The following is a 19,299-nucleotide window of genomic DNA, read 5'->3' as shown; positions in this document are numbered from 1 at the left end:
GGTGAAGATGTCTCGACTATTCCGCAGCTTCCTGCAGGCGGGGTGCTGCGCCGAGCACGACGGCATCGACATGGCTCTCGAATTTCTCGAAGTTGACGGCGAACATGCCGACCAATCGCGCTGCCTGCCGGTCATAGGCTGCCTTGTCGGCCCAGGTCGAACGCGGGTCGAGAATGGCGTTGTCGACGCCAGGCACAGCAACCGGCACCTCGAAGCCGAAATTGGCGTCGGTGCGGAAACCGGACGCCTTCAACGAACCGTCAAGCGCTGCGGCCAGCAAGGCGCGCGTCGCCTTGATCGGCATACGCTTGCCGGTGCCGTAGGCGCCGCCGGTCCAGCCGGTGTTGACCAGCCAGCAATCGGCGCCGTGGCGGGCGATCAGCTCACGCAGCAGATTGCCGTATTCCTTGGGGTGGCGCGGCATGAACGGGGCGCCGAAGCAGGTCGAGAAGGTCGCTTCCGGCTCGGTAACGCCCTTCTCGGTGCCGGCCACCTTGGCGGTGTAGCCGGAGAGGAAGTGATACATCGCCTGCGCCGGGGTCAGCCGTGCGATCGGCGGCATGATGCCGAAGGCATCGGCGGTCAGCATGATGATGTTTTTCGGGTGGCTGGCCCGTCCGCTCTTCGAGGCATTGGGGATGAAATCCAGCGGATAGGCGCAGCGCGTGTTTTCGGTGAGCCGGCCGTCGTTGAAGTCCGGCACGCGGTCGGCGTTGAGCACGACATTTTCCAGCACCGTGCCGAAACGCTGCGTGGTGGCGAAAATCTCCGGCTCGGCCTCGGCCGACAGCCGGATCGTCTTGGCGTAGCAGCCGCCTTCGAAGTTGAAGATGCCGTGCGGTCCCCAGCCGTGCTCGTCGTCGCCGATGAGCGTACGTGACGGATCGGCCGACAGCGTCGTCTTGCCCGTCCCGGAAAGCCCGAAGAAGATCGCTGCGTCGCCGCCCGGGCCCTCATTGGCCGAGCAGTGCATCGGCATGACGCCCTTTTCCGGCAGCAGATAGTTGAGCATGGTGAACACCGATTTCTTCATCTCGCCGGCATAGGAAGTGCCGCCGATGAGCACGATCTTGCGGGTGAGATCGACCGCAATCACCGTATCGGTGCGGCTGCCGTGGCGGGCCGGATCGGCGCGGAAGGACGGCAGGTCGATGATCGTCATCTCCGGCACGAAATCCTCAAGCTCGGCGGCCTGCGGGCGGATCAAAAGATTGCGGATGAACAGCGAGTGCCAGGCGAATTCGGTGATGACCCGCGTCGGCAGCTTCAGCTCGGCATCGGCGCCGCCGACGAGGTCCTGCACATAGAGATCGCTATTCGCGGCGTGGACAAGGAAATCGGCGAGCAGCATTTCGAACTGGCCCGCCGAAATCGCCTTGTTGTTGTCCCACCAGACATGGGGCTCGGTGGCGCCATCGCGGACGACAAACTTGTCCTTGGGCGAGCGGCCAGTGTGCTGGCCGGTCTCGGCAAGCAGCGCGCCGCCGGCGGTCAACCGGGCCTCGCCACGGCGGATCGCTGCCTCATAAAGGGCGGCCGCACCAAAATTATAATGCACCGTGCCGGTGGTTTTCAGGCCGATACGATCGATCGCGCAAGCAGAATTGCGTTTGCCGACTTCCGACATCAAGGGTCCCTTCTTCTGGATTCGCCGCACTTTGCCGGCGGTTTCCGGCGAGCCCGCGTTAGGGGCTGAGACGGTGAGAACCAGAAAACCCGAATGATATCAAATCATTAATCGATTTAAAAATTTTGAAAGTTGTTTAAATCGTTTATATATGCAAAAAATCACGGTGGTTGCCCAAAGGATTGGCACACAGTGTTCGTCCAACCCGTGTAGAGGTTCCGATGGGGCCGCCGGCAAGCCGTCCGCGACAGCGGGTGGAGCCTGTGCCACATTTTGTACCTAATTTGTCCTGCAAAAGCCCCTTCTCTAAGACAGAAGGGACAGCTCATGAGGGAGCCGCTTGAAATGGCAACAATCGCGCTTGTCGATGACGACCGCAACATTCTGACATCGGTGTCGATCGCCCTCGAGTCCGAGGGGTATCGCGTCGAGACCTACACGGATGGTGCGTCGGCGCTTGAAGGCCTGGCGGCGCGGCCGCCGAATCTCGCCATCCTCGACATCAAGATGCCGCGCATGGACGGCATGGAGCTGTTGCGCCGGATGCGGCAGAAGTCGGACCTGCCGGTGATCTTCCTGACCTCGAAGGACGATGAGATCGATGAGCTTTTCGGCCTCAAGATGGGCGCCGATGATTTCATCCGCAAACCGTTCTCGCAGCGCCTGCTGGTCGAGCGGGTGCGCGCCGTGCTGCGCCGCGCCAGCGCCCGCGAAGCTGCGGCAAAGGCGCCCAGCCAGCAGGCCCGTTCGCTGGAACGCGGGCAGCTGGTCATGGACCAGGAACGCCATACCTGCACCTGGAAGGGCGAGCCGGTGACGCTGACGGTCACCGAATTTCTCATCCTGCACTCGTTGGCGCAGCGCCCAGGCGTGGTAAAAAGCCGTGATGCGCTGATGGATTCCGCCTATGATGAGCAGGTCTATGTCGACGACCGCACCATCGATAGCCACATCAAGCGGCTGCGCAAGAAGTTCAAGGCCGTCGATGACGACTTCGAAATGATCGAAACCCTTTACGGAGTCGGATACCGGTTCCGCGAAGCTTGAGTTGATGCATGTCGCCCAAAAGTGGTCGCGGTTTTTGGGACGACGACATGCATAAAACCAAAGACTAGGCGGGAGCTGCTATTCGATGGCAGTGGATGTACAGCGGAGCAGACGAACGAGCGCTGTCAGGCGGTCGCGGATTCTGCCCGCATTCCTGTCGAGGTTGACGGTGCCGATGCGCCGCTTCCTCGGCCACCACATCTTTTCCAGCCTGACCCGGCGCATCCTGTTCCTCAACCTGGCCGGCCTCGCCGTGCTGGTCACCGGCATCCTCTATCTCAACACCTTCCGCGACGGGCTGATCGACGCCCGCGTCGAAAGCCTGATGACGCAGGGCGAGATCATCGCCGGCGCCATTGCCGCGTCGGCAACGGTCGAGACCGATTCGATCAGCATCGATCCGGAAAAACTACTCGAACTGCAGGCCGGTGAAAGCCTGGGGCCGGGCTCAGACCAGCTCGACAATCTGGATTTCCCGATCAACCCCGAGCGCGTCGCGCCGGTGCTGCGGCGGCTGATTTCGCCGACGCGCACCCGGGCCCGCATCTATGACCGCGACGCCAATCTGCTGCTCGATTCGCGCCATCTCTACTCGCGCGGCCAGATCCTGCGCTACGACCTGCCGCCGGTCGAGGACGAGCAGCCGGATATGCTGGAGCGCGTGCAGAAATTCGTCTTCGACTTCTTCCGCAACAAGGACCTGCCCGTCTACCATGAGCAGCCCGGCGGCAACGGTGCGGCCTTCCCGGAAGTGGTCAAGGCGCTGACCGGCAGTCCGTCGACGATCGTGCGGGTGAGCGAACAGGGCGAGCAGATCGTTTCGGTGGCGGTGCCGATCCAGCGCTTCCGCGCCGTCCTCGGCGTGCTGATGCTGTCGACGGAAGGCGGCGACATCGACAAGATCGTCGCCGCCGAGCGCAAGGCTATTTTGCGCGTGTTCGGCATCGCCGCCCTGGTCACCGCCATCCTGTCGATGCTGCTCGCATCCACCATCGCCAATCCGCTGCGCCGGCTATCGGCGGCGGCAGTGCGGGTGCGGCGCGGCGTCAAGAGCCGCGAGGAGATCCCCGACTTTTCCGACCGCCAGGACGAGATCGGCAATTTGTCGGTCGCGGTGCGCGACATGACCAATGCGCTCTATGCCCGCATCGAGGCGATCGAAAGCTTCGCCGCCGATGTCTCGCACGAGCTGAAGAACCCGCTGACCTCGCTGCGCAGCGCGGTGGAGACCTTGCCGCTGGCCAAGAACGACAATTCACGCGGCAGGCTGATGGAGATCATCCAGCACGATGTCCGGCGTCTCGACCGGCTGATCACCGACATTTCCGATGCCTCGCGCCTAGACGCCGAACTGGCGCGTGAGGATGCCGCCACGGTCGATTTGAAGAAATTCATCACCGATCTCGTCGCCGTGTCGCGCGAAGCGACGCGCAACAAAAAGGCTGTCGAGATCGAATTCAAGGCCGCCAAGCTGCCGCAAGGCGTCAAAGGCTATTTCGTCACCGGCCATGATCTGAGGATCGGCCAGGTCATCACCAATCTGATCGAGAATGCCCGCTCCTTCGTGCCGGAGGACCACGGCCATATCGCCATTTCCCTGGCACGCTCGGGCAAGGTCAACATCGTCACCGTCGACGACAACGGCCCCGGAATCCGCGCCGACGCCATCGACCGCATCTTCGAGCGCTTCTACACCGACCGCCCGGCCGGCGAGGCGTTCGGCCAGAATTCGGGGCTTGGCCTGTCGATATCCAGGCAGATCGTCGAAGCCCATGGCGGCACGCTGACCGCCGAGAACATCCCCGGCACCAAGCCCGGCGACATCAAGGGCGCGCGCTTCGTCGTTACGCTGCCGGCCGAAGGCTGATCGCGGCTGCGCATGCCCGATCCCACCGCGGAACCCGAGAACATCCATGCCACCGCAGTCCTGATTGGCGAGCGGGGCGTCCTGATCACCGGGCCGTCCGGCTCGGGCAAGACAACGCTGGCGCTGGCGCTCATCGACCATTTCAGCCGGCTCGGGCTGTTTGCGCGGCTGATCGGCGACGACCAGCTGTTTGTCGCGGCGCGTTTCGGGCGGCTGGTCTGCCATGCGCCCGCCAGCATTGCCGGCCTCGCAGAGGTGCCCGGACTTGGTCCGAAGCCGCTTTTGTTCCAATCTGTGGGAGTCATCGACCTTACGATCCAGCTGGTTGCCGCTAACGCTGTGGAGCGTTTCCAGGAAGAGTCGAGCGCGACCATTGCCGGCTGTGTGGTGCCGCGCATCGACCTCGTTCAGCGCAACGTCACTGCGGCTTTGCCGGCGGTAATGGCGCGGCTGGCGATTGCGCCTTTCGTATGATCCGCCGCCGGTTTTTTGCTGCAATGCGTCAAATTGGCCATGGCCGACGCAATTTTGGGCTTGTCAACGCGCCGCGCGTCGACAAGATAGCGCTCCCGCCGCCTGGGATGGCCGGCGAGCATAAAAAGCGCCTGTGAAGCGGCGATGACGGGAGCCACCATAGAATGATCGGACTCGTGCTTGTAACGCACGGTCAACTGGCCGCCGAGTTCCGCCATGCCGTGGAACATGTCGTGGGGCCACAAGACAATTTCGAAACCGTGGCAATCGGCGCCGACGACGATATGGAGCAGCGTAGGCGCGATATCGTCGACGCCGTCGGCCGCGTCGACACCGGGACCGGCGTCATCGTTCTGACCGATATGTTCGGCGGCACGCCTTCCAACCTCGCCATTTCGGTGATGGAATCCGGTCGCACCGAGGTCATCGCCGGCATGAACCTGCCGATGCTGATCAAGCTGTCGTCGATCCGCAAGGGCGACAACATGGCGACCGCGCTCGACGAGGCGCAGGCCGCGGGGCGCAAATACATCAACGTCGCAAGTCAGCTGCTGAGCAGCAAATGAACGCGCTGTCGCCCGGTGAGATCGTGCGCGAGTTCCCGATCGTCAACCAGCGCGGCCTGCATGCGCGCGCCTCGGCGAAGTTCGTCCAGGTCGCCAGCGGCTTCGACGCCACCGTCCATGTCGAGAAGGATGGTCTCAAGGTCGGCGGCACCTCGATCATGGGGCTGATGATGCTGGCGGCGAGCCCCGGTTATTCGATCCGCGTCACCGCCAGCGGCGCTGAAGCCGCAGCGGCGATGGACGCGCTGGAGCAGCTGGTCGCCTCGCGCTTCGGCGAAGAGTGCTGAAGTTTTTGCTTTGGACGCCGTTGTCCCAAAACCGCGGGATACTTTTGGGCGGCATGCATCCCCGTAAAACACATACGCGCATAAAGATTTCTTTATATCCCATTGTCGTCTTGGCGGCGATCTGCTAGTCAGGCCGGCATCCCGCGCCCTTGGACGCGCCGTGTGGCGCAGGCGCATTCTGAAGACAAATCACACCGGAGCACTGCCATGACAGGTAGCAAGGACTATGTGGTCGCCGACATCTCGCTTGCCGGCTGGGGCCGCAAGGAACTCGATATCGCCGAAACCGAAATGCCGGGCCTGATGGCCTGCCGCGAGGAATTCGGCGACAAGAAGCCGTTGAAAGGTGCGCGCATCACCGGCTCGCTGCACATGACCATCCAGACTGCGGTGCTGATCGAGACGCTGAAGGCGCTTGGCGCCGATATCCGCTGGGCCTCGTGCAACATCTTCTCGACCCAGGACCATGCGGCCGCAGCCATCGCCGAGGCCGGCATCCCGGTGTTCGCCGTCAAGGGCGAGTCGCTCGAGGAGTATTGGGACTACACCGACAGGATCTTCCAGTGGGCCGATGGCGGCCTCTCCAACATGATCCTCGACGATGGCGGCGACGCCACCATGTACATACTGATCGGCGCCCGCGCCGAGGCCGGCGAGGACGTGCTGTCCAACCCGCAGAGCGAGGAAGAGGAATACTTCTACGCCCAGGTCAAGAAGCGCCTGAAGGCCTCACCCGGCTTCTTCACCAAGCAGAAGGAAGCCATTCGCGGAGTCACCGAAGAGACGACGACGGGCGTCAACCGGCTCTACCAGCTGCAGAAGAAGGGCCTGCTGCCCTTCCCGGCGATCAACGTCAACGACTCGGTCACCAAGTCGAAGTTCGACAACAAATATGGCTGCAAGGAATCGCTGGTCGACGGCATCCGCCGCGGCACCGACACCATGATGGCCGGCAAGGTTGCGGTCGTCTGCGGCTATGGCGACGTCGGCAAGGGCTCGTCGGCTTCGCTCAAGGGCGCCGGCGCCCGCGTCAAGGTCACCGAAGTCGATCCGATCTGCGCGCTGCAAGCGGCGATGGACGGCTTTGAAGTCGTCACGCTGGAAGATGCCGCACCGACCGCCGACATCGTCATCACCACCACCGGCAACAAGGATGTCGTCACCCTCGACCACATGCGCTCGATGAAGGACATGGTGATCGTCGGCAATATCGGCCACTTCGACAATGAGATCCAGGTCGCGTCGCTGCGCAACCTGCAATGGACCAACGTCAAGCCGCAGGTCGACATGATAACCTTCCCGGACGGCAAGCGGATGATCCTGCTGTCCGAGGGGCGCCTGCTCAACCTCGGAAACGCGACCGGTCATCCGAGCTTCGTGATGTCGGCTTCGTTCACCAATCAGGTGCTGGCGCAGATCGAGCTCTACACCAAGCCCGGCCAGTACCAGAACCAGGTCTATGTGCTGCCCAAGCACCTCGACGAGAAGGTGGCGCGTCTGCATCTCGACAAGCTTGGAGCCCGCTTGACCGAACTTTCCGGCGAACAGGCCGCCTATATCGGCGTGACCCCGCAGGGTCCGTTCAAGCCGGAACACTACCGCTATTAGCCAAAGCGGCGTTTACCACTAGATATTGAAGCCGGGCGATTGACTTTTCGCCCGGCTTCTTTTTTGCGCGGATGATTCTTCACGCCGATTCCAGCACGCGCTATTGTGCTGATTCGTGGGCCGGGGACGAGGCCGGCGTACGCATCGAGAGCATGATTCGAACCGAAGGACCGCGTCAGCGAAAAGTGGGAAGCGGTTTTCGGAAAAGATCATGCCCTTTAGAAAAGAGTTAGGTCAGAAGGGCGTTTCCATCAAACGTGATCCTGATCTAGGCGGTCTTGCATTCAGGCGGCGAAGAGGACCAAGGCATGCCGGGGGAAAACCCGCCTCGCGCGGGATCGGCCGTTTCCGGCGGCCATGACGATTCCGATAGCAATGGCTCCGTCACGACAGGCGGTGGCCTGAAGAGGCGCGTTGGCGCCCGCACCGCCGGCTTTCTTGCCACCTCAGCTCTTGCCGGCCCGCTCACCTCGTTTGCCGCCCATGCCGAGCCGGCCATTGCGCAGAAGGCCGGACTGTCGGTCAGCGCGGTCGAAGTCATCCAGCTCGCCATGTTCGTCGGCGTCATGGGCGCGGCACTGGTCTCGGCCATCTTCCTGATCCGCGAAAGAGCCCGCACCTCGGCGCAGAATGTCGAACTCAGAGCCCGCATTGCCGACATCAATGCGGCGCTGCAGCGCTCCGAGGCGCTGCTCAATCTGCGTGACCAGCGCGTCATCGTCTGGGCGTCGGAGAACAAGAAGCCGGAGCTGATCGGCACGCTGCCGCTGGAAAGCGGTGCGCCGGACGACCGTGCAGCCTTCCTCGCCTTCGGCCGCTGGCTGATGCCGCGCTCGGCGGCGGCGCTCGAAAATGCCGTCGCTGGTCTGCGCGAGAAAGCGAAACCCTTTGATCTCGTGATCGAATCGCAGGCCGGGGCGCCGCTTGAAGTGCATGGCCGCAAGAGCGCCGCGCATGTGCTGGTGCGCTTCGTCTCGCTGTCGGAGACGCAGCGAAGCCAGGCCAGGCTGAAGATCGAGAACCAGCGGCTGGCCGCCGACTACGAGACGATGATCGGCCTGCTCGACGCCTTGCCGATGCCGGCCTGGCTGCGCGCCACCGACGGGCGGCTGAAATGGGTCAACCGTGCCTATGCCGGAGCGGTCGAGGCACCGAACGCCGAGACCGCGGTGCGCGAAGCCAAGGAATTCCTCGGCGCCCAAGCGCGCGAACAGATCGCCGCGCAGCACAAATCGCGCCCGATCTTCGAACAGACGCTGTCGACGGTGATCGAGGGCGACCGCCGGGTGTTCGCCGTCACCGACTTCGCCGGTGCCGACGGCTCGGCCGGTCTTGCCTGCGACACCAGCGCCACCGAAACCATTCGCGGCGAATATGAGCGCACGGTGCGCAGCCATGCCGACACGCTCGACCAGCTCAACACGGCGGTGGCGATCTTCGATGCCAACGAGAAGTTGCGCTTCTTCAACCAGGCGTTCCAGAAACTGTGGGGGCTGGACCCGGGCTTCCTGCACAGCGCGCCCGACAATGCGCTGCTGCTCGACCGGCTGCGCAGCGAAGGCAAGATCGCCGAGCAGCCGGAATGGCGGCGCTGGAAAGAAGGCCTGCTTGGCGCCTACCGCGCGGTGGAATCGCAAGAGCATTGGTGGCATCTGCCCGACGGCAAGACCATCCGCGTGGTGGCCAACCCGCAGCCGAAGGGCGGCGTGACCTGGGTGTTCGAGAACCTGACCGAGAAGATGGACCTCGAAAGCCGCTACCAGACGGCGGTGCGGGTCCAGGGCGAAACGCTCGACAATCTGGCCGAAGGCGTCGCCGTGTTCGGTCCCGATGGGCGGCTGCGCCTGTCGAACCCGGCCTTTGTCGCGCTGTGGGGACTGAGCCAGGATGTGATCAAGCCCAACGTCCATGTCTCGGCGATCCGCGATCTCAGCGACCAGCGCGCCGTCGACAGCCCGTGGGGCGGGTTCGTCGCCGCCATCACCGGTTTCGACGACGAGCGCCGCGACCGCCATGGCCAGACCGAACTGAAGAACGGCACAGTGCTCAGCTACGCCGTCATCCCGCTGCCCAACGGCCAGGTGATGATGACCTTTGTGGACGTCACCGACAGCGTCAATGTCGAGCGCGCGCTGAAGGACAAGAACGAAGCGCTGCAGAAATCCGACCAGCTGAAGAACGAGTTCGTGCAGCATGTCTCCTACGAGCTGCGCTCGCCGCTGACCAACATCATCGGCTTCACCGAGCTTCTGTCGCTGCCGGCGACCGGGCCGCTCAGCCCAAAGCAGCGCGAATATGTCGAGCATGTCGGCTCGTCATCCTCGGTGCTGCTCACCATCGTCAACGACATACTCGACCTCGCCACCGTCGACGCCGGCATCATGCAGCTCGACATTTCGGAAGTAAGCGTCGAGCGCACCATCGAGGCCGCGGCCGAACTGGTCGCCGACCGGCTGCAAGAGCATTCGATCAAGCTCCGGATCGACGCCGCTGCGGCGCCGAAGAGTTTTCACGGCGACGAGACCCGGGTTCGCCAGATCCTCTACAATCTGCTCAGCAACGCCGCCAATTACGCGCCGGAGGCGAGCACTATCACGCTTGCCTGCCGGCATTTGGAGCAAGGTGTGGAATTCTCCGTCCATGACAACGGCCCCGGCATGCCGCCGGACCTGCTCGATTCGGTGTTCCGCCGCTTCGAGCCGCGCACCAATGGCGGGCGCCGGCGCGGTGCGGGCTTAGGCCTGTCGATCGTCAAGAGCTTTGTCGAGCTGCACGGCGGCAGCGTGCGCATCGAGACCGGCAAGGACAAGGGCACCACCGTCATCTGCACCTTCCCCGATGCACCGTCGGGCATCCGCGCCGCGGCCGAGTAGCGCGCTCGATGACTGTTGTTGTGCTGGAGCGTTTTCTCGCCGACGAGGCTGCGACCGCAAGGCTCGGCGAAGACCTGGCCATGGCGCTGCGGCCGGGCGACGTGCTGGCGCTCAAGGGCGATCTCGGCGCCGGCAAGTCGACGCTGGCGCGGGCCCTGATCAGGGCGCTGGCCGATGATGCCGGCCTCGATGTGCCGAGCCCTACCTTCACCTTGGTGCAAAGCTACGACACGCGCATCCCCGTGCACCATTTCGATCTCTATCGCCTGTCCTCGGCCGGCGAGATGGACGAGCTGGGTTTCGACGAGGCGCTGCTGCAGGGCGCTGCCCTTGTCGAGTGGCCGGAACGGGCGGAGGCCGCTCTTCCGAGAACGTCGATCTGGATCGAACTCGTCCATCAGGACGAAGGACGATTGGCGAAACTATCGGGCCAAGGCGTTGCCTTCGAACGCGTGGCGCGATCGCTGGCGATGCGCGATTTCCTCAAAACGGCCGGTTGGGGCGACGCCGCGCGGCGCCATTTCGTCGGCGACGCCTCGGCGCGCTCTTACGAGATTGTTTCGCTCGCCGGCCTTGCGCCGCGCGTGCTGATGAATTCGCCAAGGCTGGTGCTGGGGCCGCCGGTGCGCGACGGCAAGCCCTATGCCGTGATCGCCCACACGGCGCAGTCGGTCACCGCTTTCGTCGCCATCGACAAGGCGCTGCTGGCGCAAGGTGTCAGTGTCCCAAAAATCCATGCCGAGGATCTCGAACGGGGCTTTCTGCTGCTGGAGCATCTGGGCTCGGAAGGTTTTCTCGACGGCAATGATGAGCCGGTGGCCGAGCGCTACGCGGCAGCGGCCGAATTGCTGGCGATGATGCATGGGAAGACCTGGCCGCAGCGCATGGAGGCCGTGCCGGGCGTCTTCCACGAGGTGCCGCCCTTCGATCGCGCCGCCATGCTGATCGAAGCCGATCTCTTGGTCGATTGGTATGTGCCGATGGTGACCGGCAGCCCGGCAAGCGAGGCTTTACGCGCCGGCTATCACAGGGAATGGAACGCGGTTCTCGATCGGCTGGACACACAGGAATACACGCTGATGCTGCGCGACTTCCATTCGCCCAACATCATCTGGCGCGGTGACCGCAAAGGCCACGACCGGCTGGGCATCGTCGATGTCCAGGACGCGCTGATGGGTCCGGCGGCCTATGACGTTGCGTCGCTGGCCATGGATGCCCGCGTCACCGTTTCGCCCGATATCGAGCAGCGGACCGTGGACGCCTATGTCGCTGCGCGCCACGCCGCCGGCGGCTTCGATGAGGACGCCTTCCGCGCGGCCTATGCGATCATGGCGGCGCAGCGCAATTCGAAGATCCTCGGCATTTTCGTGCGGCTCGAAAAGCGCGACGGCAAGCCCTATTATCTCCGACACCTGCCGCGCATCCGCGATTATCTCAGGCGGGCGCTGGCGCACCCGGCGCTGGCTCAGTTGAAGGAGTTTTACATGGCACATGGCCTGCTGGAGGAACGGCTCCCGTGACCTTGACCACAGCGATGGTGCTGGCGGCTGGTCTTGGCAAGCGCATGCGGCCGATCACCGACACCATGCCGAAGCCGCTGGTGCGGATCGCCGGCAGGACCTTGCTCGACTGGGGGCTGGACAGTCTCGAAGCGGCCGGCGTCGAGAAAGCCATCGTCAACGTGCACTATCTGCCGGACCAGATCGTCGCCCATATCGCCCACAGGCGGGCGCCAAAGATCGTCATTTCCGACGAGCGCGACGCACTGCTGAATTCGGCGGGTGGCATCGTCAAGGCATTGCCGCTGCTGGGCAGCGACCCCTTCTACATCATCAACGCCGATACGTTCTGGATCGACAGCGGCCAGCCCAGCCTCGAGCGCCTTGCCCTTGCATGGGACGGCGCGAAAATGGATATTCTGCTGATGCTTACCGATCTCGACTCGGCCACCGGACACGGTGTCGGCACGGATTTCCTGATGGCGCCGGATGGCGGCCTGCGGCGCTCGAAAGGCGATCCGGCCGGGTTGATCTATGCCGGAGCGGCAATCGTCAATCCCGCCATCTTCAGGGATGCGCCGGCCGGGGCGCATTCGCTCAACACCTATTTCGACAAGGCAATCGCCTCTGGCCGTCTGTTCGGCATGCAGATGCGCGGAAGCTGGATCACCGTCGGCACTCCCGACGCCATTCCGCAGGCGGAAGCGGCCGCCGCCGAAGCTCTCGCGAAGGTGGTATGAGCGGCGCGCGCCGCGTTCTTTCGATCCCGCCCGGAGCGCCATTCCTGCCGACTCTGGCCGAGGCCTTGCTGGCCGGACGGCTGGTGCCCGGCTTCCGGTTCGACGGCGATCCGCTGGCGCTGGCTGATGTCACCATCTATGTGCCGACACGGCGCGCGGCCCGTGCGCTGCGCGGCGCCTTTGTCGACGCGCTTTCGGGACCGGGAGGGAGCCGCCGTTCGGCGATCCTGCCGGTCATCCGCCCGCTCGGAGAGTTCGACCAGGACGAAGCCGCCTTCGACGCCGGCACGCCGACCGAGCTTGAAATGGCGCCGCCGATCGCAGCCATCGAACGCCTGCTGCTGCTGGCGCCGCTGGTGCAGGCCTGGAAGCGCACCCTGCCGGCGCATGTCCTTGATATGTTCAACGAAGAGATTGTCGTGCCGGCCTCCGCCGCCGATGCGATCTGGCTGGCGCGCGACCTCGCCCGGCTCATGGACGAAATCGAAACCGAAGGCACGGACTGGACCAGGCTTGCCGATCTGGTCACCGGCAATCTTGCCGGTTGGTGGCTGGTGACGCTCGATTTCCTCCGTATCGTCACCGAGGCCTGGCCGAAATTGCTGGAGGAGCGCGACCGCTCCAACCCGGCCGCGCACCGCAATGCGCTGATCCGGCGCGAGGCGAAGCGGCTGGAACGCAACCCGCCCAAAGGCCCGGTGATCGCCGCCGGCTCGACGGGCTCTATTCCGGCCACGGCTGAACTGCTTGCCACGGTCGCCAGCCTGCCTAACGGCGCCGTGGTGCTGCCCGGGCTCGATGGGATGCTGGACGAACCGTCTTTTGCCGCGATTGCGGCGCCCGGTGCGCGGCCGGCACTGCTCGGCCACCCACAATACGGCATGGCCAAGCTGATCGGCAAGGTTGGCGTGCTGCGTGGCGATGTCGAGGAAGTGGTCGCCGCCGAGCCCGCACTGGTGCTCCGCGCGGCCCTTGTCGGCGAGGCGCTGCGTCCGGCCGAGACCACGGAACTATGGGCCGAGACCCGCATACGCTTCAACGCCCTGGATATCGCCGAGGCCTTCGCCGATGTGACGCTGGTCGAAGCCGCCAGCGAACGCGACGAGGCGGCGGCGATCGCCATCGCGCTGAAAACCGCCGTGGAACAGCCGGGGCACAGGGCAGCGCTCGTTACCGGCGACCGCGGGCTGGCGCGGCGCGTCTCGGCCGAGCTGTTGCGCTTCGGTGTGATCGCTGACGATTCCGGCGGCACGCCGCTCGCCAACACGCCTGCCGCCAGCCTGCTGCGGCTCACACTTCAAGCGGTATTCCGGCCCGGCGATCCCGTCGGCCTTTTGTCGCTGCTCAAGCATCCGCTGCTCGGGCTCGGACTTGAGCGCACCGGCGTGCGCCATGCCGCCGAGCTCATCGAACTCGTGGCGCTGCGCGGCGGCACCGGACGCCCCGACATCGCCGCCTTGCCAGCACTGTTCGAGGAGCGTCTCGCCGGGCTGAGCGGGGACAAGCGCCAGCCCTTCTGGTTTTCGCGCCTGAGCGTGCGCGGCATCGACGATGCCCGCGATATGCTGAGCCGGCTTGTGACGGCACTGGCGCCGCTGACCGCCTTTCGCGGTGAAGAGAATGCCGATCTTGTCGCGTTGACCAGAGCGAGCGTCGCCGCGCTGGAAAATCTCGGCCGCACGGCGGAGCGCAGCCTGGCTGAATTTTATGCCGGCGACGCCGGCGAGAAACTCGCCGAGCTGCTGCGCGGTGTGGTCGCGGCCTCGGCCTCGTTCGACTTCCCGGCCGACGAATGGCCTGATGTGATGGACGCGCTGGTAGCACCGGAAACGGTCAAGCCCGGGCAAGGCACCGACCGCAACATCGCCATTTGGGGGGCGCTGGAAGCGCGGCTGCAGAATGTCGACACGCTGGTCATTGGCGGGCTGAACGAGGGCGTGTGGCCACGCAAGCCGGAAAGCGATCGCTTCATGTCGCGGTTGATGAAGACCGGCATCGATCTCGAGCCGCCGGAGCGCCGTATCGGCCTTGCCNGCCGCCCACGACTTCCAGATGGCGATGGGGGCGAAAAAGGTGGTGCTGACGCGCTCCGCCCGAGCCGGCGACGCACCGGCGGTGCCGTCGCGCTGGCTGCAGCGCATCCTCACCTTCATCGGCAAGGATCCGGCGGCCGCATTGCGCGGGCGCGGCGACGAATTGCTTGCCTGGGCGCGCGCGCTCGATGCCGGCGAGCGGCAGCATTTCGCGCCGCGACCGCAGCCGAAACCGCCGCTGAGCATGCGGCCCACCCACTTCTCGGTGACCGAGATCGAGACGCTGCGCCGCGACCCCTATGCGGTCTATGCCAAGCGTATTCTGAGCCTTCTGCCGCTCGAGCCGGTGATCCGCGATCCCGGTGCGGCCGAGCGCGGCACGCTGTTTCATGACATCCTGCATCTGTTCTCGACAGAGGTGGCGGATCCCCGCGCGCCCGAAGCTCTGGAACGCCTCATCGCTGCCGGCCGGACCTGCTTCGCCGACATTGCCCTACCCGCCGATGTCGAGGCGGTGTGGTGGCCGCGCTTCGAAAAGCTCGCCGCCAACATCATCGAATGGGAGCGCGGCCGCGCCCCTGCCGTCGCCCGGCGGCATGCCGAGGAGCGCGCCGAAAAGACGGCTGTCGGCCGTACCGGTGTGACGCTGTCCGGCTATGCCGACCGCGTCGACCTTTTGGCCGGTGGCATGGCCGACATTCTCGATTACAAGACCGGCTCCTCGCCGTCCAAGGCGCAGGCGCACACGCTGCTGGCGCCACAGCTGGCGCTCGAAGGGGCGCTGCTCCGGCGCGGCGCCTTCAAGGGGCTTGGCGCGCGCGAACCCTCGCAGCTTGCATTCGTGCGGCTGAAGCCGAATGGCGAAGTGTTCGAGGAATCCATCCTCGACTACAACCGCCAGCCCCGGACCGCAGAAGACCTCGCCGAAGAGGCCTGGGCGCGGCTGGAAAAGCTGCTGGTCCACTATGCCGATCCGACGACCGGCTATCTGTCGCGGGCGCTGCCGTTTCGCGAAGGCGAGAGCGATGGCGACTACGACCACCTGGCGCGCGTGCTCGAATGGTCGGCCGGCGGCGACAGCGATGACGAGGCGGGGGAGGCATGAAGAAAGCCTATCCCATTCCCGGCGAAACCGCCGCCAGCCAGACGCGCGCTTCCGACCCGAAGAACTCGGCCTGGGTGTCGGCCAATGCCGGATCCGGCAAGACGCATGTGCTGGCCCAGCGCGTCATCCGGCTGTTGCTCAACGGCACCGATCCGTCGAAGATCCTGTGCCTGACCTATACGCGGGCGGCCGCCGCCAACATGTCGAACCGCGTGTTCTCGACCCTGTCGGAATGGACGGCGCTCGGCGATGCCGAGCTTGCCACAAAGATTGAGGCGGTGGACGGCCGCCGACCCGACCGCGACACGATGCGGCGGGCGCGCCGGCTGTTTGCCGAAGCGCTGGAAACGCCGGGCGGGCTGAAGATCCAGACCATCCACGCCTTCTGCGAATCGGTGCTGCACCAGTTTCCGCTGGAGGCCAACATCCCGGCGCATTTCGAAATGCTCGATCCGCAGATGGAGGCCTCGCTGTTTGCTGGCGCCCGCCGCGACATGATTTCGGGCACGTCAGCCGGAGACGCCGGACTGGCCGAGGCCTTTGCCACCGTGCTGGAGCGCGGCGGAGAACACGGGCTCGATGCGCTGCTCGCCGAAATCGTGCGCAAGCGCGACGGGCTGCGCGGCTTCATCGATGCGGTCCGGCGCGACGGCGGCGGCTTTCAGGCCCTGTTCGACGAATTCCATTTTCGCCCCGGGCGGAGCGCCGAAGACATAGCGGCATCGGTATGGCCGCTGCCGGGTTTCCTGCCGGACTTCTTTGCAGTGTTCGCCAGTGCCGCCGAGGCCGCCGACGCCCGCACCGTGCTCAACAATCTCTTGCCCTATGCCCGGTTGGCCTTTGCCGAGACGGACCCGACCCGCCGGCTGCAGATGCTCGGCAAAGCCTTTCTCAAGGCCGATGGCGATCCCTATGATCCCTCAAAGGCGTTCAAGAAGGCGCTGCTCGGCCGGCTGCCCGACCTTCCCGAGCGCTATGTGGCGGCCGTCGAGGCGATAACAGAGGTCTCCGACCGGCTGGCGCTGTTCCGGATGCTGGAAGGCACGGTCGCGGCGCTGACCATCGCCGACTGGCTGATCGTGCGGTACGAGCGGCTGAAACGCGGCCGCGGCTTCCTCGACTTCAACGACCTCATCACCCGCACCGTCAACCTTCTGGCGCGGCCCGATGCCGGCCCCTGGGTGCAGTACAAGCTCGACCAGGGTATCGACCATATCCTGCTCGACGAGGCGCAGGACACCAGCCCGGACCAATGGGAGGTGGTAAAGCGGCTGGCGGAGGAGTTCTTTGCCGGCCACGGCCAGCGCGGCACGGCCAATCGCACGGTGTTCGCCGTCGGCGACGAAAAGCAGTCGATCTATTCCTTTCAAGGTGCCGCACCGGATTCCTTTGCCGACAGCCGGCTCTTGTTTTCCGGACGCGTGAACGCCGCCAATGCTTCGTTTGCCGACCTGAAATTGACCTGGTCGTTCCGGTCGACCGACGACGTGCTTGCCGCCGTCGACCGCGTCTTTGCCGATCCGGGCGTGCGGCGCGGCATCAGCCATGACCCCGATCCGCTCGGCCACAAGGCGATCCGCAACGACGCGCCTGGCTATGTCGAGGTCTGGCCGTCGCTCGGCGCTGACGCCGTCGAGGAGCCCGACGACTGGACGTTGCCGGTCAATCATGCCAGCGCGCCGGCTGTGCGGGTGGCCGAGCATGTGGCTGCGACCATCCAGACCTGGCTCAAGGACCGCGAGATCATCGAGGGCAAGGGACGCAGGCTGAGGGCCGGCGACATTCTTGTGCTGGTGCGCAAGCGCGACCGCTTCGTCCATGCGCTGTCGCGCGCGCTGAAGGACCGCGATATTCCCGTTGCCGGCGCCGACCGGCTGAGCCTGCCCGGCCACATCGCGGTCAAGGACCTGATCGCACTCGGCCATTTCCTCATCCAGCCGCAGGATGACCTGTCGCTCGCCGCCGTGCTGCGCAGCCCGGTTTTCGACGTGTCGGAGGAGACGCTTTTTACGCTTGGCGCCGGACGGCCAGCCGGAACATCGCTGATCGCCTCACTACGCCAGCATGCTGGCGACAATACCGCGCTGACCGATGTCGTTGCCCGGCTCGACGGCTGGGCCAACGAGGCGGCGTTCCGGCCGGTGTTCGAATTCTACGCCGGGGTGCTGGCGCGCGACGGCCTGCGCAAGAAGATGATCGCCCGGCTTGGACCGGAAGCCGGCGACATCCTCGACGAATTCCTGAGTTTCTGCCTGGCCGAGGAACGCACCGGACTGCCGGGGCTGGAAGCCTTTCTGGCGACGCTGGAGAACACCGGTCCGGAGATCAAGCGCGAGATGGACCAGTTGCGCGACGAGGTCCGCGTCATGACCGTGCATGCCGCCAAGGGCCTGGAAGCGCCTGTTGTCTTCCTGGTCGATGGCGGTTCGGCGCCGTTCAGCGACCAGCATCTGCCGCGGCTCATGCCGTTCGACGCTTCGGGCCGCAATTTCGACGGCAAGGGCTATCTCTGGCGCTCAGCCGCCGATGTCGCCAACGGCTTCTCAAAGGCAGCCTCGGCCAGGGCGCGGGAGCTTGCCGACGACGAATACCGGCGGCTGCTCTATGTCGGCATGACGCGCGCCGAGGACCGGCTGATCGTCTGCGGCTATCACGGCAAGCGTCAGCCCAGCACCGGCACCTGGCATTCGATTGTCAGCCGCGCGCTGCTTGCCGCGCCGGAAAGCACGGAGCGCCGCCACCCCGCCAGCAGCGAGCCGGTGCACCGTTTCGTCATGACCAAGCTTCCGCCGGTGGCGCAAGCGGCAGCCGACGAGTCGCGGCTGCCGCAACAGGTGCCGCCGCTGCCGGTGGGCTTGTTCCGGCCCTTGCCGCCTTATGAGGAGCTGCCGCGCCCGCTGTCGCCTTCCGGCGCGGCGGCGCTGATCGACGAGGCCAAGGAAGCTGTTGTCGATACCCGCTCGCCGGTGCTGGACAGCGAGGCGGAGCCGGGCTTTGCGGTGATGCGCGGGCTGGCGCTGCACAAGCTGCTGCAGATGCTGCCCGGTTTTGCCGAAGACGAACGGCAAGGCGCGGCGGCGCAGTATCTCATTCGAGCCGGCGCCGACTGGCCGGAGGCCGAGCGCAACAAGGCGCTGGCTTCGGTGATGGCGATCCTCAGAGATTCGCGTTTTGCCGGGCTGTTTTCGCCCTCGTCCCGCGCCGAAGTGGCCGTCATGGGCAGTATCGAGGTCAAGGGCAGGCTGCGCTCGATCTCCGGCAAGATCGACCGGCTGGCGGTGACGCCCGGGCGCGTATCGATCGTCGACTACAAGACCAACCGGCCGGCGCCCGCAGGCCTGGCCCAGGTGCCGCCGGCCTATATACTGCAGCTGGCGCTCTACCGCGCGCTGCTCAAGCCGCTTTACCCCGGCCGCGCAGTGACGGCGGCGCTGCTGTTTACCGAGGCGCCGAGGCTGATCGAACTGCCGGCGCAGGCGATGGATGACGCCCTTGCCCGACTCACGGGAGCGTGACACAAGTTCTGCTTGAAGAAGGGCTGCTCAACCACCACATTTGGTGCGAGATAAATTT

Annotated in this window: 11 protein-coding genes and 1 pseudogene; 11 read left to right on the top strand and 1 reads right to left on the bottom strand. The window is 65.1% G+C overall.

What is annotated here, in order from left to right; translation table 11 throughout:
- Positions 1-16: 16 nt before the first annotated feature.
- The gene (locus X727_RS145905) at positions 17-1,627 is read right to left on the bottom strand and encodes a phosphoenolpyruvate carboxykinase (RefSeq protein ID WP_023744920.1); all 1,611 of its coding nucleotides are present in this window, start codon (positions 1,625-1,627) and stop codon (positions 17-19) included.
- 345 nt (positions 1,628-1,972) lie between these two features.
- Here X727_RS145905 and X727_RS145910 point away from each other — a divergent pair, with 345 nt between their 5' ends.
- From X727_RS145910 to addA, 11 genes and pseudogenes are all read left to right on the top strand, one after another.
- On the top strand, positions 1,973-2,674 hold the full coding sequence (locus tag X727_RS145910) for a response regulator transcription factor (protein WP_010912942.1): 702 nt from the start codon (positions 1,973-1,975) through the stop codon (positions 2,672-2,674).
- Positions 2,675-2,759: 85 nt separating this feature from the next.
- Complete coding sequence (locus X727_RS145915) at positions 2,760-4,541, top strand: sensor histidine kinase (RefSeq protein ID WP_023672307.1); 1,782 nt, start codon at positions 2,760-2,762, stop codon at positions 4,539-4,541.
- A gap of 12 nt (positions 4,542-4,553) precedes the next feature.
- A complete protein-coding gene (locus X727_RS145920) occupies positions 4,554-5,015 on the top strand; it encodes an HPr kinase (RefSeq protein ID WP_023687429.1) in 462 nt (153 codons plus the stop codon).
- Between the two features lie 164 nt (positions 5,016-5,179).
- Complete coding sequence (locus X727_RS145925; RefSeq protein WP_023672304.1) at positions 5,180-5,581, top strand: PTS sugar transporter subunit IIA; 402 nt, start codon at positions 5,180-5,182, stop codon at positions 5,579-5,581.
- Positions 5,578-5,868 carry an HPr family phosphocarrier protein gene (locus X727_RS145930; protein ID WP_023672303.1) on the top strand — a complete coding sequence of 97 codons (291 nt, stop codon included), beginning with the start codon at positions 5,578-5,580 and terminating at the stop codon, positions 5,866-5,868. The genes X727_RS145925 and X727_RS145930 overlap by 4 nt, the downstream gene beginning before the upstream one ends.
- Positions 5,869-6,075: 207 nt before the next feature.
- Complete coding sequence (ahcY, locus tag X727_RS145935; RefSeq protein WP_023681401.1) at positions 6,076-7,476, top strand: adenosylhomocysteinase; 1,401 nt, start codon at positions 6,076-6,078, stop codon at positions 7,474-7,476.
- A 308-nt stretch (positions 7,477-7,784) separates the two neighbouring features.
- Entirely contained in the window at positions 7,785-10,349 is a 2,565-nt protein-coding gene (locus X727_RS145940; protein ID WP_023672300.1) for a PAS domain-containing sensor histidine kinase, read from the top strand.
- 8 nt (positions 10,350-10,357) lie between these two features.
- Entirely contained in the window at positions 10,358-11,869 is a 1,512-nt protein-coding gene (gene tsaE / locus X727_RS145945) for a tRNA (adenosine(37)-N6)-threonylcarbamoyltransferase complex ATPase subunit type 1 TsaE (protein ID WP_023672299.1), read from the top strand.
- Between the two features lie 14 nt (positions 11,870-11,883).
- Positions 11,884-12,588: a nucleotidyltransferase family protein gene (locus X727_RS145950; RefSeq protein WP_031197320.1), complete on the top strand. Its 705-nt coding sequence runs from the start codon at positions 11,884-11,886 to the stop codon at positions 12,586-12,588.
- Positions 12,585-15,726, top strand: a pseudogene (gene addB / locus X727_RS01000000164850) (double-strand break repair protein AddB). The gene X727_RS145950 and the pseudogene addB overlap by 4 nt, the downstream one beginning before the upstream one ends.
- The gene (gene addA / locus X727_RS145955; RefSeq protein WP_023834605.1) at positions 15,723-19,241 is read left to right on the top strand and encodes a double-strand break repair helicase AddA; all 3,519 of its coding nucleotides are present in this window, start codon (positions 15,723-15,725) and stop codon (positions 19,239-19,241) included. The pseudogene addB and the gene addA overlap by 4 nt, the downstream one beginning before the upstream one ends.
- The last annotated feature ends 58 nt before the right edge of the window (positions 19,242-19,299 follow it).

The sequence above is a fragment of the Mesorhizobium sp. L103C105A0 genome (genome assembly GCF_000502215.1).
In the GTDB taxonomy this organism is placed as follows: Bacteria; Pseudomonadota; Alphaproteobacteria; order Rhizobiales; family Rhizobiaceae; genus Mesorhizobium.
This window is presented reverse-complemented; position numbering and strand designations above follow the sequence as displayed.